Below are 14,615 nucleotides of genomic sequence, written 5' to 3' on the forward strand. Positions count from 1 at the left end.
AATCGGTGCTCGTCGCCGGGTTGTGCCGCGCCTTTGCCAATCGCGGGCTGCGCGTCCGTCCGTTCAAGCCGCAGAATATGAGCAACAATGCCGCGGTCACCGCCGACGGCGGGGAGATCGGCCGCGCGCAGGCGACGCAGGCGATGGCGTGCCGCGTCGCGGCCAGCGTCGATATGAACCCGGTGCTGCTGAAGCCGCAGGGCGACCGCATCTCGCAACTGGTGGTGCGCGGGCAGGTGCGCGGCACGCTCAGCGCGGCGCGCTGGCGGGAGGGGCGCGAAGGGCTGCTTGGCGAGGTGCTGGAAAGCTATCGCCGCCTCGCCGCCGACGCGGATATCGTCGTCGTCGAGGGCGCGGGGTCGCCCGCCGAGACCAATTTGCGCGCCGGCGACATCGCCAACATGGGCTTTGCGCGCGCGGCCGGGGTACCGGTGATCCTGGCGGGGGACATCGATCGCGGCGGGGTGATCGCGGCGCTGGTCGGCACGCATGCGGTGATCGATGCCGAGGATGCGGCGATGATCCAGGGCTTCCTGATCAACAAGTTCCGCGGCGATCCCGCATTGTTCGCGGCCGGGATGACGACGATCGCCGCGCACACCGGCTGGCGCGGGCTGGGCATCGTGCCGTGGCTGGCCCCGGCGCGGCGCCTGCCGAGCGAGGATGCGGTGGTGCTCGAACGCCCGGCGGCGGCAGGCACCGGGCGGGTGGTCGTCGCCTGCCCGATCACCCCGCGGATCGCCAATTTCGACGATCTCGATCCGCTGCGGCTCGAACCGGGGGTGGACCTGGTCATGGTCCCCCCCGGCCAGCCGATCCCCGATGCGGCGCTGATCGTGCTCGCGGGATCGAAGGCGACGATCGCCGATCTCGGCTTCCTGCGCGCCGAAGGGTGGGACGTGGATATCCTGGCGCACCACCGTCGCGGCCGGCCGGTGCTCGGGCTATGCGGGGGCTATCAGATGCTCGGGCGCAGCATCGCCGATCCGCACGGCATCGAGGGGCCGCCGGGAACGGTCGCCGGGCTCGGGCTGCTCGATGTCGAGACCGTGCTGGGCGGCGACAAGACGCTGGTCGAGGTGCGTGGCGAAGCGCTCGGCGCGCCCTTTGCCGGTTATGAAATCCACCTCGGCCGGACGAGCGGCGCGGACACCGCGCGACCGGTCGGGCGGCTGGCGGACGGCCGCCCCGAAGGGGCCACGAGCACCGACGGGCTGGTCGCGGGAAGCTATGTCCACGGGCTGCTCGGCCTCGCGGCGCAGCGCGCGGCGTGGCTGGCGCGCGTCGGCGTCGCGGCGCGCGGGCCGGATCACGCAGGCGATGTCGATGCCGCACTCGACGAAATCGCCGCGACGCTCGAGACGCATGTCGATCTCGACGCGGTCCTCGCCATTGCGAGGAATGCGATCACACCGGTCTAGCTCGCGATCGCTTGAACCAGAAACTCCACACCGCGAGGCTGCCGAGGAGGAACAGCGCGAGGCCGCCGGCGGTCATCACCAGACGCCACATCAGCCCGCCCACCTTGGCCGCATGTAGCGGATAAGCGGCGTTGAACAGCCGCGCGTTGGCCGGCATCGCCAGCGCGTCGCGCGCGGCAAGCAAATGCCCGTCGGCGGCGTCGAACCACAGCGTCGTGCGACCGTTGGGAAGCCATTCGTCGGCGCGCTTCATGCGGATCGCGATCGGCGCGCCGGGCTTTTTCGGCAGCGTGAGGATGCGGATCGTGGCATCCGGGAACCGGCGATGCGCGGCGCCGATGACTGTGCCCCAATCGAGCCGCGGATTCAGCGGGCCGCTCTCGAGCTTCGGCCCGGCAAGCGCCTTGCTCAATTGCGCGGGGGGGCCGAACGGCGCGAGGACGACCCCCGCGACCGGCCGGAAGACCATCATCGCCCCGGTCAACGCCGAGAGGATGAGCAGCGGGGCGACGATCACCCCGAGATCGCGGTGATGCATCACGATCGCCGGGCGGCTCAGCCGTTTCGGCAGCAGCCGCGGCCGGAAGGTCCGCCGCGTCCGCCACCACAGGATCAGCCCGGTGACGACGAACCCCAGGGCCGCCAGCCCCGCAACGCCGATCACCGTCTCGCCGACGTCGCCCGCGAAGAGATGATGATGGAGGTCGAACAACCACAATTCGGGCCGCGCCCATTGGCTGTCCCAACGGGTGACGATCGCCCCCGCCTGATCGGCATAAGCGCCGGCGCCGTTGCGCAGGCGGAGCTGGTTCAACCCGAAGGAGTCGCTCGCATAGATGATGCTGTCGATGTCGCCGCTCGCAGCGACCATCCGCTCGGTCGCGCGTGTCACCGCGCCGGGATCGCGGACCAGCGCGTCGCCGGCGTGCGGCAGCATCACCCACGCGTCCCGGTGGACCAAGATCGCGCCGGTCAGCCCGAGGATCGCCAGCACCACCCCGATGATGCCGCCGGTCCAGCGATGCAGCAGATCGATTGCGCGCATCGGCATCAGAACCGATAATCCCAGCCGAGCGTGAAGGTGCGCCCGCGCCCGGCGAAGAAGCTCAAATTGTCGGTCGGCAATCGCGTGTCGCTCGAATAATCGATGTAGAAAGTGTCGAACAGATTCTGCACGCTGAGGCTCAACCCGCCATAGCCGGTGTCATATCGGATCGAGGCGTCGGTGACATTATACCCGCCGAAGTCGTTGCGCGGATCGCGGCTGGGCCCCTTGAAGGTGCGCGACAGATAGAATTGCGATTGCACCCGCGCCGAAACGCGCCCGCGGTCATAGCTCGCGGCGAGATTGAGGCGATCGGGCGAGATGTTGGTGCCGTCGAGATCGGTATCGACCTTCCCGTCGGGCATCTTGTCGCTGTCGTAGCGCCCCTTGAGATGCGCATAGCCGACCTGGACCCGCGCGCCCTCGATCGGCAGCGCCACCCCGAGATTGATCTCCAGCCCCTGGATCTCGGTGCGCAGCCGCTGGACGTCGAAGATCCCGCCGGGATTGGCGATCAGCAATTGCCCCTTGTCGCTCGACGACCAGAAATAGGCGATGCTGGCGTCGAGCGGCCCGCGCTTCAGCTCGACGCCGATTTCGCGGTTGTTCGAAACGATCGGGCTGATGTCGAGATAATTGTCGAGATCGACGCCCGGACGATTGATCGCGCGGGTGATGCGGCCGACATCGGGGACGGTGAAGCCCTCCGCATAGCTCGCATAGAGCCGGAATCCCGCGCTGGGTTCGACGATCACCCCGCCGTTGAACAACGCATCCTGAAACGACGGCTTGCCCCCCGACACGAAGGTCCGGCCGGCGCTGGCGAGCGTGGTATAATCGTCGATGCGGATCTGATCGTTTTCCCAGCGCACCCCGCCGGCGAGGCGGAGTTTTCGGTCGAACAAGGCGAGATTGAGCTGGCCGAACGGCGCGAAGCTGCGAAAGTCGGTCGGCGGCACCCAGACGCGGTTGGTCATGATGAGCCGCTGTTCGGTCTTGTCCCACAGCGCGTCGAAGCCGAGCGTCGCGGTGAGCGCCTCGAAGCCGGGAATCGCGCGTTCGTAGCTGATCTTCGCGCCGATCTTGCGCGAACGGTTCTGCGATTGATCAAGCAACGTGCCGATCGGCGCGAGCTGCGCGTCCTGAAACGTCGCGATCGGGTTGATCTCGGCGCCGAAGGTGTCGCGGGTCCGGTTCCAGAAGATCTGGCTGACGAAATTGCCGCCCCACAGATGGGGATCGGTCAGCGAGAGCGCGACGCTGTCGGTCTGGCTGGTCGCGGCCTCTCCCGGCGGGGTGCCGCGCACCGCGCTGGTCGGCACGCCGGTGAGGCGATCGCCCGCGACGGCGACATATCGGCCCGCGCCGCGCAGGCGGAAGTGGCTCACGATCAGGTCGAGCCGCGCGGTATCGCCCAGCGCATAGCCGAAGCGGCCGAACAACGAGAGCGTGCGCGAATCCTGCGTTTCGCCCTGTGTCAGATTGAGGCCGACCCGCCGGCCGGCGCCGTCGTAGAATGTGCCGCGCTTCTCATAAGCCGCGCCCAGCGTGGCGTCGAACCGGCCCGTCTTGTACTGGATCAGCCCGGCGGCCTTGCCGCCGAGACCGTCGCCGCTGAAATCATTGTCGGCCGATCCCTGCAGCAGCATCCGGCCGCCGATCCCTTCCGTCGTCGGCGCGCCGACGGTGACCTGATTGACGATGCCCCCGGTGCCGCCGATCCCCTGGAGCGCGTTCGAGCCGTAGATGAGCTCGACGCGATCGACGAAGAAGCCGTCGATGGTGAAGCCGTCGCGGCTCCCGTCGCGCAGCGGGGTGGATTGCGGGATGCCGTTGATCGCGAACAAGGGCGAGCGGCCGCGCAGGGTTTCGCCCGCGCCCGAAAGTTTCTGCCGGGTCGGCGAGAAGGAGGGGGTGAGCGTCGCCACCGCATCGGTGACCGAGCCCGAGATGGCGATCTGCTGGTCGAGCGACTTCTTGTCGATGACATCGATCGTCAGCGGCAGGGCGCTGGGCGGGAGCGCACTGCGCGCCGCGGTGACCACGATATCGCTGCCGGACGCACGCTGGCTTCCTGCGGCGTCGTCATCCGCCGCGAACGCCGGGACGGCCGGCGCCGCAAGAGCCGTCGCGCCGATCGCGAGACGCAGCAGGTAATTCGCGTGCATAGATTCCCCCCGGGTTGCGAGGAGGTTCCTAGAAATCATTTCTGGCTAATGCAACGCACTCGCAAGAATATTATTCGGTAGAGCCGGAGCGGCGAGAAGAGAATTTACACGCCGCGTGGCGGACCGGAGCGGAATCCGCGCCTTATGCCTACTCCAGAGGAGCGCCGCCCGCTCCCCGGCAATCGCATTTGGTATGATCCTTCGTCACCCCGGCCCGGTGCCGGGTCCACTCCGCCTCCTGCCTTATGGCAAGAGCGTCTTGTCCAGCCGATGCCTCCCGGCGGTCCCCGGTATAAGGCCGGGGTGACGCAGAGGCGAAACCGCATATGCAAAGGCTCTTTGCGACGCGCCTCCTACACGAACCCGCGGATGACACCTGCGAGAAAGCGCAATAGGCTCCGGGCGTTACACCGGCGGAGGGGTATGGCGCAGGAACTTATCTTCTGGCCGATGATCGTGATGGCGCTGCTCACCTTCGTCCCGCTGGCGATGATGCCGGTCAAGCGAATCCGGTCTGCGGTTCGCGGCGACACCACGCCCGACGATTATAGGTTCGGCGAATCCGCGCGGGTCCCCACCGACGTCGCGCTTCCCAATCGCAACTATATGAACACGCTCGAAGTGCCGCTGCTGTTTCACGTCCTGCTGATCGCTCTCTACGCGACCCACAGGGTCGATATCGCCTTCGTATCGCTGGCCTGGGCTTATGTCTTATTGCGGAGCCTCCACAGCTTTATCCATCTGACCTACAACAGGGTAACGCACCGCGTGGTGCCGTTCGCCGCCAGCAACTTCGTGCTGATCACGATGTGGCTGCTATTCGCGCTCAGTCTTTTCCGCTTCGGTCACCAGGGCATCGGTTGATCGGCAGGCCCAGCCAGAGTTGCCACATCACAAGACGCTCGCGACCTCCGCTACCGCGACAGCCCAATGCCACGGCGATCTGGGGCCGGATCGTCAGCCAGGAATTCGCGAGCGCGCCGCCCAAATCTTGAGGATTTGCGCGGCGCCGACTTTGCGATAAGGGCGCCTACGCCGGCCGGGCCTGCCCGGCGGGCGAAGATCGCGCCGGTTCCCCGCAAGGGGATTCAAAGGGAACGGGGTTCGATACCCCGGCTGCCCCTGCAACTGTGAGCGGCGAGCGAGATCCACCAGCGCGGGGCGCGTCGCCCCGCGCGGCCACTGGGCGACCGGGAAGGCGTGGATCGAGCGACGACCCGCGAGCCAGGAGACCTGCCGGCGCGGGTCGCTCAATGCTTCGGTCCAGGGGTCGGCCGCGGCACGGGGGTTCTTCCGTCGAGCGACGCGCAGCCGCGCGGCCCGGGGCCGCACGCGGCGCGAGCTGGCCGGGGCACCCGCGTTCGCCCCTGCCCGCCTGCGCCGCGCGTCCGACCGGACAGCCCCGCCCACGCCGAACGAACCGACGCGACGTGGAATGAATGATGACCAGAATGTTTGTTTCCCTGCTTGCGCTTGTCGCCGCCACCCCGGCGCTTGCGCTGAGCGACCAGCCCCCTGCCCCCGCCGATTCCGCCGAAGTCGCGGCAGCGCGCGCCGGCGACGTCGTCGTCACCGCCTCGCGCTCGGGCGATGCGATCCCGACCGATCTGATCGGTTCCTCGGTGACCGTGCTCGACAGCGACGCGCTCGCGCAGCGCCAGACGCGGATGGTTTCCGATATCCTGCGCGACGCGCCGGGCGTGGCGGTCAGCCGCTCGGGGGCGATCGGCGGGACGACGCAGGTGCGCATCCGCGGGTCGGAGAGCAACCACGTCCTCGTCTTCGTCGACGGGATCAAGGCGAGCGATCCTTATTACAGCGAGTTCGACTTCGCCGGGCTCGTCGCCGACGAGAATGCACGGATCGAGGTGCTGCGCGGCCAGCAGAGCGCGCTCTACGGATCGGATGCGATCGGCGGGGTGATCAGCTACGCCACGCTCACCGGCCGCGAAGCGCCGGGCATCACCGCGCGCGCCGAGGGCGGGTCGCAAGGCAGTTTCGCCGCCGCGGCGCGCGCCGGCGGGGTCGCCGGGGACAATGTGGATTACGCTGTGTCCGCCGCCTATCTCACCACCAAGGGCTATCCGGCGGCGCCCGGCGGATCGCGCGATCTCGGCGCCGACAATCTCGGGGTGTCGTTCAAGACCAACTGGACCCCCTCGCCCGTGTTCAAGCTCACCGCGGTCGGGCGTTACAATTACACCCGCGCCGATACCGACGATCAGGCGATCGCGCCCAATTCGCCGGTGGTGCTGGGCTATCCGGTGATCACGCTCGTCGACACCCCGGGGAGCTATTACAAGAACAACACCTATTACGGCCTCGTCAGCGCCGAGCTCAATCTGTTCGACGGCGCGTGGAGCAACATGCTGTCGGGGCAGATCACCGATGCCGCGCGCGACGGCTATACCAGCGCGGGCTACAGCTATGGCGATCGCGGCCGGCGCTATCGCGCGGCGTTCAACAGCACCGTCCGCTTCGGCAGCGAACATGTCCGCAACCGCTTCACTTATGCGGTCGATTTCGAGCGCGAACAGGCGCGGGTGATCGATCCCTCGGGCTATGCCTTCACCGGCACCAACCGGTCGGACACCACCGGCTTCGTCGCCGAATATGAGCTGACCGTCGACCAGCGGCTGTCGCTCGGCGCCTCCGCCCGGATCGACCAATATTCGCGCTTCAAGGGCGCGGAGACCTATCGCGCGACCGCAAGCTATCTGCTGCCGACTGGCACCCGGCTCCACGCCGCTTACGGCACGGGGATCAAGGCGCCGACGCTGACCGAATTGTTCGGCTATTCCACCGGCCAATATATCGGCAACCCCAACCTGCAGCCTGAACGGTCGAAGGGGTGGGAAGCCGGGGTCGAACAGATTTTCGCCGGCGGCAACGCCAAGATCGGCGCGACCTATTTCGACAATCGCTTCGAGGACGAGATCCAGACGGTCTATGTCTTCGCCAACGGCCAATATGTCACCTCGAGCGCCAACAGCGCCACCGCCACGTCGCAGAAGGGCGTCGAACTCTACGCCAATATCAAGCTGAAGGACTGGCGCGTCGACGCGGCCTATACCTATCTCGATGCGCCGCAATCGGTGCTGGCGGTGGCGCGCCCGGCGCCCGCCGACGGCAGCTATCAGGCGCCGGTGCCGGTGATCACCCAGGCGGTGCGGCGGCCCAAGAACAGCGCCAGTCTCAATGTGAGCTATGTGCCCGACGCGCTGCCGCTCAGCGTCACCGCGACGCTTCGCTACAATGGCGCGATGCGCGACTATGCGTTCAGCAGCAGCTATCAGACGCTGCTCGTCGACCTGCACGATTATGTGCTGGTCAACTTGAACGCGAGCTATGACCTGACCAAGCGCGTGCAGATCTTCGGCCGGGTCGAGAATCTGCTCAACCGGAAATATCAGGAGGTCTTCACCTATCGCGCGCCGGGCACCACCGCTTACGGCGGGGTGCGGATCAAGCTGTAGCGGAGGACGTCGACTTGTCCGGTCTCCTCTCCCCGTTCGCCCTGAGCCTGTCGAAGCCCTGCACTTCTTCTTCTTCAGCGGAAAGAAGTGCAGCCCTTCGACAAGCTCAGGGCGAACGGTTGGTTATGATATGAAGTCCTAATTCCGGTAGCGGCTCGGCGGAACGCCCAGCACGCGCCGGAACATCGTCGAGAAGCTCGCCGGCCCGTCATAGCCGAGATCGAGCGCGATCGCGGTGACCGGCTCCCCCGCCGCGAGCCGCGGCAGCGCGACCGAGAGACACGCCTGCCGCCGCCATTCGGCGAAGCTCATCCCCGTCTCGCGGCGGAACAGGCGGGTGAAGCGACGGCGGTTCATCGCCAGCGCATCGGCCCATTGGTCGATCGTCGCCGTCGCGCGCGGGCGCTCGAGAAAGGCGTGGCACCGCCCGGCGAGCGCGGCGTGCCGCGGGAACGGCACCGCGAGCGGGATCACCGGCGCGCGATCGATCTCGGTCGCCAGCAGGCGCATCACCAGCGCATCGCGCCCGGTCTCGTCATATTCGGCCGGAATCTCGGCCGCGGCGACGAGCAATTGCCGCAACAACGGCGAGACCGAGACGACGCGGCAATACCGCCCCAGCGTCGGGCACGCCGCCGGCTCGACCAGCACGCTGCGCGTCGTGACCGCGCCGACCATCCGCACGGCATGTGGCGTCCCTGCGGGAATCCACACCCCGCGCTCGGGCGGCGCCACCCAGGCACCCTCCAGGGTGCTCACCGCCACCACCCCGCGCGCCGCATAAAGGAATTGCCCGCGCCGGTGGCTGTGCTCGGCCAGTTCGAACGACGCCGGATAGTCACCGCCGATGCCGACCACGGGGCGCGGGACATGCTCGTAATCGTTGGCGTGGCGATGTGTCACTTTGTCCCACTCGCGAAATTGATTGACCCATATATGGATGCGGGACGCCGCGCGAGGGTCTAAATCGCCTCGCGGGTTCAAGGATCGACGATGCGCGACACGATGACGGCCGGCAGCAAGAGCGATGCGGCAGCGAATGGCACGGTGTTCGGCGTGATCGCCGCGATCAGCTTCTGCCACCTGCTCAACGACATGATGCAGTCGCTGCTGCCGGCGATCTATCCGGGCTTGAAGACCGATCTGGGGCTCAGCTTCGGCCAGATCGGGCTGGTGACGCTCGCCTATCAGCTCACCGCCTCGATCCTCCAGCCGCTCGTCGGGCTCTATGCCGACAAACGGCCGACCCCGCTCGCGCTGCCCGGCGGCACGCTCTTTTCGCTTGCCGGGCTTTCGGTGCTGTCGATCGCGCACAATTATCCGCTGGTGCTGGTCGGCGCGTCGCTGCTCGGGGTCGGCTCCTCGGTCTTCCACCCCGAATCTTCGCGCGTCGCGCGGATGGCGGCGGGCGCGCGGCACGGGCTTGCGCAATCCCTGTTCCAGGTCGGCGGCAATGCCGGGCAGGCGCTCGGCCCGCTCGCCGCCGCGATCGTCGTGGTGCGCTGGGGGCAATCGAGCCTCGCCTTCTTCGCGCTGCTCGCCCTGCTGTCGGGCACGGTGTTGTGGAATGTCGCGACCTGGTATCGCCACCACGGGCTCGAACGGCTTCACGCCGGGCGCAAGGCGGCGACCGCGATCCCGCTGCCGCGCGGCCACGCGACGCGGGGGATCCTGATCCTGCTCGCGCTGATCTTCTCCAAATATGTCTATCTCGCCAGCCTGACGAGCTATTACACTTTCTATCTGATCCACCGTTTCGGCGCGTCGGTGCAGAATGCGCAATTGCATCTGTTCGCCTTCCTCGCTGCGGTGGCGGTCGGCACCGTGCTCGGCGGGCCGCTCGGCGACCGTTTCGGGCGCAAATATATCATCTGGTTCTCGATCCTCGGCGCGCTGCCCTTCACCTTGCTGCTGCCGCATGTCGGGCTGGTCTGGACCGGGCCGCTGACGATCGTGATCGGGCTGATCCTCGCCTCCGCCTTCCCCGCGATCGTGGTGTTCGCGCAGGAGCTGGTGCCGGGCAAGGTCGGGATGATCTCGGGGCTGTTCTTCGGCTTCTCGTTCGGGATGGGCGGGCTCGGCGCCGCGGTGCTCGGCTGGCTCGCCGATCGCGCGGGGATCGACGCGGTCTATCAGCTCTGCGCCTTCCTGCCCGCGATCGGGCTGCTCACCGCACTGCTGCCGGACGCCGAACGACGGCGATAAGCCCCGAGTCTCGATGATATCGGGATGAACCCGCACGATCGCCGCGCGGCGCGCCGATCGGCGTGGAAATTTCTCGATGCCATCGACCCGCGCTGTTCGCGCCCTCGGATTTCACCCTATTTATCAACGAGATGCTGCCGCATGACGCGCGGCATCGATTAGTTGACACTGGGGTAAAAATTAGAAGTTTGTTAATATTCATGGGCGGATATTAACAAACGGAAACAAAGTGTTTCTATCTAAACTTCGGCAGCTCGGTCTGTCGGACAGGACCTTTGCGATGCTTTAGGCCCGGGTCCGACGAATGGATGGGTTTGTCGCAGGAGTATTGTACATGGCCGCCCCCACTGCGTCCACGCTCCTCTTCTCTATCCCTTCATGTCGATCGTTACGGACACGTCCCTAAAGACTTGTCCGGCATAGGTTCGCGAGTCGCCGATCATTTGCAGCAGAAGGATTCAGGAGGAAACCATGTCCCACCATTCTTCGAATGCTAAGCTACTCCTCGGCGCCGGGTCGGTCGTCGCGCTTTTGCTGGTGAGCGCCTGTGACAGCGCTGGCGGTTATCGCGTCGCCAGCGTCGGTGCACCCTCCGCGGGCAATGGCGGCTCGAACGGCAGCAACGGCGGCGATGGCTCGGGCGGGACCAACGGATCGAACGGCAACGGCTCCAACGGGAGCAATGGCAGCAACGGTTCCAACGGCTCTAATGGATCGAACGGTGCAAACGGCGCGAATGGCAGCGGGCTGCTGACCGATACGATCACCCAGGTCTCCCCGGTGCTCGCCACCGCCGGCAATGCGGTGCTCGGCGTCGCCAACGGTGCCGGGGCGGTCACCACCCCGATCGCCACCGCGGTGCCGCTCGCCCAGCCGATCACGGGCACGATCACCCGGATGTTGAACGATACCGGCACCGCGCTGGTCGATGTCGGCCAAGGCCGCACCCTGCTGGTCAACGGCGTCAAGGGCGTGGTGGGTGATGCGCTGACGATCGCGGTCGGCAACAATCCGGTGCTCACCGCGGCGAATGGCGCGCCCGGCGCGATCGGGGTCGCGGCGCTCGGCACCGCCGCGCCGGCCGGGACGCTCGCCACCGCAGGCGTGCTCAACGCGGGCAATGTGGTGTCCGCCACGGTCAACGGCGTCGCCAATGTCAGCGTCGCCAACGTCACCGCGCCGACCGGGGGCGCCTCGGCCAATCTGGTCAATCTGGCGCTCAACAACACCAATGTGATCGGCAACGGGCAACCCGCGCTCGTCAACGCCAACCTGCTCCCCGGCGGCGTGCCGACGACCGGCGGCATCACCAATGTCGCCAGCACCGTAACCGGGGCGGTCGGCGGGGTGCCCGTCGCCGGGCCGGTCGCCGCGGGCGTGGTCGGCGCGGTCGCCAATACCGTGGGCACCGCGGGCAATGTCGTGTCGCAGGTGGTGAACACCGCCACCTCGGCGACGGGCGCGGCAGCGCCGGTCCTCAGCACCGTCACCGCAGCGACCGGTGGGGCCGGCGCGACGGGCGCCACCGGCGGCTTGCTCGCCCCGGTCGGCACGATCGTCAACGGCGTGGTCTCCGCGCTGCCGGCGGTGAGCGCGGGCGCCTCGGCCAGCGGCGCGACCAACGGGCAGACCGGGCTCGTCTCGGGGCTGCTCGGCGGGAAGATCGGGCACTGACGCAGGTGAGCCGCCGCATCCGATCGATGCGGCGGCTCCACCGGCTCGATCCCGAGCCGCGTTGATCTTCATTCCAGGGGGATTCATGTCCGTAGCGACGGGCGTGCTGCTGCTGGCGGCCGCGCAAGGCAACACATTGCCACCGGAGGCGCAAGGGGCGCCGCTGATCATCGACCAGGGCCGCGCCGATCGCGTCCAGCCCGCGCAGCCGCTGCCCGACGAAGCGGTCAACCCGCCGGCGGTCGCTTCGCGGGTCGAGGCGCAGGGCAATGGCGCGCCGATCAAGGGCATTTCGTTCGAGGGGGTGAAAGTGCCCGCCGCGGTGGCCGATGCCGCCGCCGCGTTCCTCGGCAAACCCGCGACTGGCGCGACGCTCGAGGCACTCGCGGCGAAGCTTTCCGCCGCCTATGCGCATACCGGGATCGCGCTCTACACCGTCGCGATCCCGCAGCAGGATTTGTCCACCGGGCAAATCAAGGTGCAGGTCGCCGAGGGCTTCGTCGAGGATGTCGTCTATCCCAAAGGCGCGAGCCCGCTGGTTCGCGCTTATGGCGAGCGGCTGCGGCATGAGCGCCCGCTGTCGCGGCGGACGCTGGAACGCCTGCTCTCGCTGATGCGCGATATCCCCGGCGCCAAGCTCGACGCCGATCTGCAGCGCGGCAAGCAGGCCGGCGGGGTCGTCATCGTCCTCACCCCGCATCGCCGGCACAGCGATTTCGCATTCGGGGTCGACAATCGCGCGACCCAGGGGCTGGGCAGCGGGCAGTTCCGCGCCGAGGCGCACGGCTATAGCCTGTTGCGCGACGGCGATCGCACCGATCTGATGCTGCTCGCCTCGACCGATCTGAAGCGTTTCCGCTACGCCGCGCTGAGCCACGCCACCCCGATCGGCAACGACGGGCTGACGCTCGGCGTGTCGGGGGGCTATCTCGAAACCCGGCCGAGCGATCAGCCGGTCCGCGGCAAGGCGGCGACCGCGGGGGTCTCGCTCGCCTATCCGGTGATCCGCGGCTATCGCCGCAACCTATCGGTCAGCCTCGGGCTCGACGGGATCAACAGCGACGCCGCGGCGTTCGGCGCGCTGATCTCGACCGATCATACCCGCGCGATCCGCAGCGCGATCGGCTATTCCTCGGTCAACGAGAAAATGTCCCTGACCGGCGGGCTGACGGTGAGCCGCGGGCTCGACATTCTCGGCGCGCGCGGCACGCCCGGGATCACCGATACGGTTTTCACCAAGATCAACGCGCGCGCCACGCTCGATCGCGCCTTGGGCAAGAAATTCGTCGGCCGGCTGCGCGCGACGGGGCAGTACAGCCCCGACCGGCTCACGGCGAGCGAACGCTATGCGGTCGGCGGAACCGAGATCGGGCGCGCGTTCGACGCCGCCGTGCTCACCGGCGACAGCGGGTTCGGCGGGTCGGCCGAACTCGCCTTCCGGCCCGGGCTGCCCGCGCGGCTCAAGGGGAGCGAGATTTACGGCTTCGTCGATCACGCGCACATCTATGTCGAGCCGCGCTTATGGTATGCGGCGAGCGATTACAGCCTCGGCTCGGCCGGCGGCGGAGTCCGCTTGTCCTGGAACAGCAAAGCATGGCTGGAGATCGAGGGGGCAAAGGTGATAGATCACCCCTATCCCGCCGATCGCAGCGACTGGCGCGTGAATGTGAGCTGGCGCCTCTCGCTACACCGGCAATAACCGCCCCCGCAGGCCGAAAGAACGCTCCGCGACTCCTCCGAGTAACTGGACTAAAAGCCATGTTTCAGTCTACTATTCGCCGATGCCGTCTCCCCTCCCCGACCTCTCTGCGCCCGACTGGACCCTGTCGCTAGTCAGCGCGCTTGAGCAGGCCGCGCTGGCAATAAGCCGCTTGGATACACGTATTTCTGCCACTTCCGCCGATGCGGCGTGGCGGTTGCGTGCCTGCTGGTCAGGCTATGCCGCCGCGCTTCGGGCACAAGGGGTGGAAATCGACGAAATCGATATTTTTAGCCGGGAATATGACCTTCCGTTGCCCGGTCGCCGCCCGATCGCGACGCTCTACAACGAGCTGAGCGGGCTGGAATCGTGGCGTGACGAGCTGCGGCAGGCGCGGCGGCAACACTGGCGGGAGCTGATTCCGCTCTCGCTCGACCTCCCAGGGGATTGGAGTGATCGCCCGCTCCTGCTGCGCGCGCTCGAACTGGGGGCGCGTTATGCGCGCGCCGAGCGTAGCAGCGGCCCGTGGCTGGCTTTTCCCGCGCTGCTCGGCGCGCTCGGCGTCACCCGCAACGTGTTGCCGTGCCTGGTCCCCGCCGACAAAGCGTGGCGCCTCGCCCCGCGCGATCGCGCGGCGATCGTTCCGCGCTATCTCAAGTCGCTGACCCGGCTCGCGGAAGATGCGCTGGAGCAGCTTTCGGCGATCGAAGCGAGCCGCCAGGCCGCTGCCCGCGCCATCGCCGCCGAGCGGCGCCCCGGCGCGCTCGGCACGTTGCTCGCGCGGCTGATGATCGCCCCGCTGACCACCCCGCGCGAGGTCGCGCGCACGCTCGATCTCACCTTGTCCGGCGCAGGCAAGTTGCTCGCCCGCGCCGCGGCGCTCGATCTCGTCGTTGAGGTGAGCGCGCGGCAGAGCTGGCGGGTCTA

10 protein-coding genes and 1 riboswitch are annotated in these 14,615 nt (G+C 67.7%); of the genes, 7 read left to right on the forward strand and 3 right to left on the reverse strand.

Annotated features, from left to right (window positions below; translation table 11 throughout):
• Positions 1-1,421: cobyric acid synthase (locus BGN95_RS16175; protein WP_286773313.1), on the forward strand; the 1,421-nt coding region annotated here is incomplete at its 5' end.
• Here BGN95_RS16175 and BGN95_RS16180 read toward each other — a convergent pair.
• Positions 1,408-2,466, reverse strand: coding sequence for a PepSY-associated TM helix domain-containing protein (locus BGN95_RS16180; protein ID WP_286773338.1), 1,059 nt, complete (start codon positions 2,464-2,466; stop codon positions 1,408-1,410). The two genes, BGN95_RS16175 and BGN95_RS16180, sit on opposite strands and share 14 nt — an antisense overlap.
• A 5-nt stretch (positions 2,467-2,471) precedes the next feature.
• Entirely contained in the window at positions 2,472-4,634 is a 2,163-nt protein-coding gene (locus BGN95_RS16185; RefSeq protein ID WP_286773314.1) for a TonB-dependent receptor, read from the reverse strand.
• A gap of 423 nt (positions 4,635-5,057) precedes the next feature.
• Between BGN95_RS16185 and BGN95_RS16190 the strand changes: the two genes are divergently transcribed.
• Together BGN95_RS16190 and BGN95_RS16195 are read left to right on the forward strand one after the other, a co-directional pair.
• Positions 5,058-5,498 carry an MAPEG family protein gene (locus tag BGN95_RS16190; protein ID WP_286773315.1) on the forward strand — a complete coding sequence of 147 codons (441 nt, stop codon included), beginning with the start codon at positions 5,058-5,060 and terminating at the stop codon, positions 5,496-5,498.
• Positions 5,499-5,687: 189 nt separating this feature from the next.
• A riboswitch (cobalamin riboswitch) is annotated at positions 5,688-5,889 on the forward strand.
• A gap of 196 nt (positions 5,890-6,085) precedes the next feature.
• Positions 6,086-8,110 (forward strand): TonB-dependent receptor plug domain-containing protein, encoded by a 2,025-nt coding sequence (locus BGN95_RS16195; protein ID WP_286773316.1) that lies wholly within the window; start codon positions 6,086-6,088, stop codon positions 8,108-8,110.
• 138 nt (positions 8,111-8,248) lie between these two features.
• Here BGN95_RS16195 and BGN95_RS16200 read toward each other — a convergent pair whose 3' ends face one another.
• Positions 8,249-9,013, reverse strand: a complete 765-nt coding sequence (locus BGN95_RS16200) for an AraC family transcriptional regulator (RefSeq protein WP_286773317.1) — start codon at positions 9,011-9,013, stop codon at positions 8,249-8,251.
• A 90-nt stretch (positions 9,014-9,103) separates the two neighbouring features.
• Here BGN95_RS16200 and BGN95_RS16205 point away from each other — a divergent pair, with 90 nt between their 5' ends.
• From BGN95_RS16205 to BGN95_RS16220, 4 genes are all read left to right on the forward strand, one after another.
• Positions 9,104-10,315 carry an MFS transporter gene (locus BGN95_RS16205; RefSeq protein WP_286773318.1) on the forward strand — a complete coding sequence of 404 codons (1,212 nt, stop codon included), beginning with the start codon at positions 9,104-9,106 and terminating at the stop codon, positions 10,313-10,315.
• Between the two features lie 471 nt (positions 10,316-10,786).
• On the forward strand, positions 10,787-11,989 hold the full coding sequence (locus tag BGN95_RS16210) for a hypothetical protein (RefSeq protein WP_286773319.1): 1,203 nt from the start codon (positions 10,787-10,789) through the stop codon (positions 11,987-11,989).
• 85 nt (positions 11,990-12,074) lie between these two features.
• The gene (locus tag BGN95_RS16215; protein WP_286773320.1) at positions 12,075-13,688 is read left to right on the forward strand and encodes a ShlB/FhaC/HecB family hemolysin secretion/activation protein; all 1,614 of its coding nucleotides are present in this window, start codon (positions 12,075-12,077) and stop codon (positions 13,686-13,688) included.
• 82 nt (positions 13,689-13,770) lie between these two features.
• On the forward strand, positions 13,771-14,615 hold an 845-nt coding region (locus tag BGN95_RS16220), incomplete at its 3' end, for a hypothetical protein (RefSeq protein ID WP_286773321.1).

Source organism: Sphingomonas sp. 66-10, assembly GCF_001897045.1.
GTDB classification, from domain to species: Bacteria; Pseudomonadota; Alphaproteobacteria; order Sphingomonadales; family Sphingomonadaceae; genus Sphingomonas; species Sphingomonas lycopersici.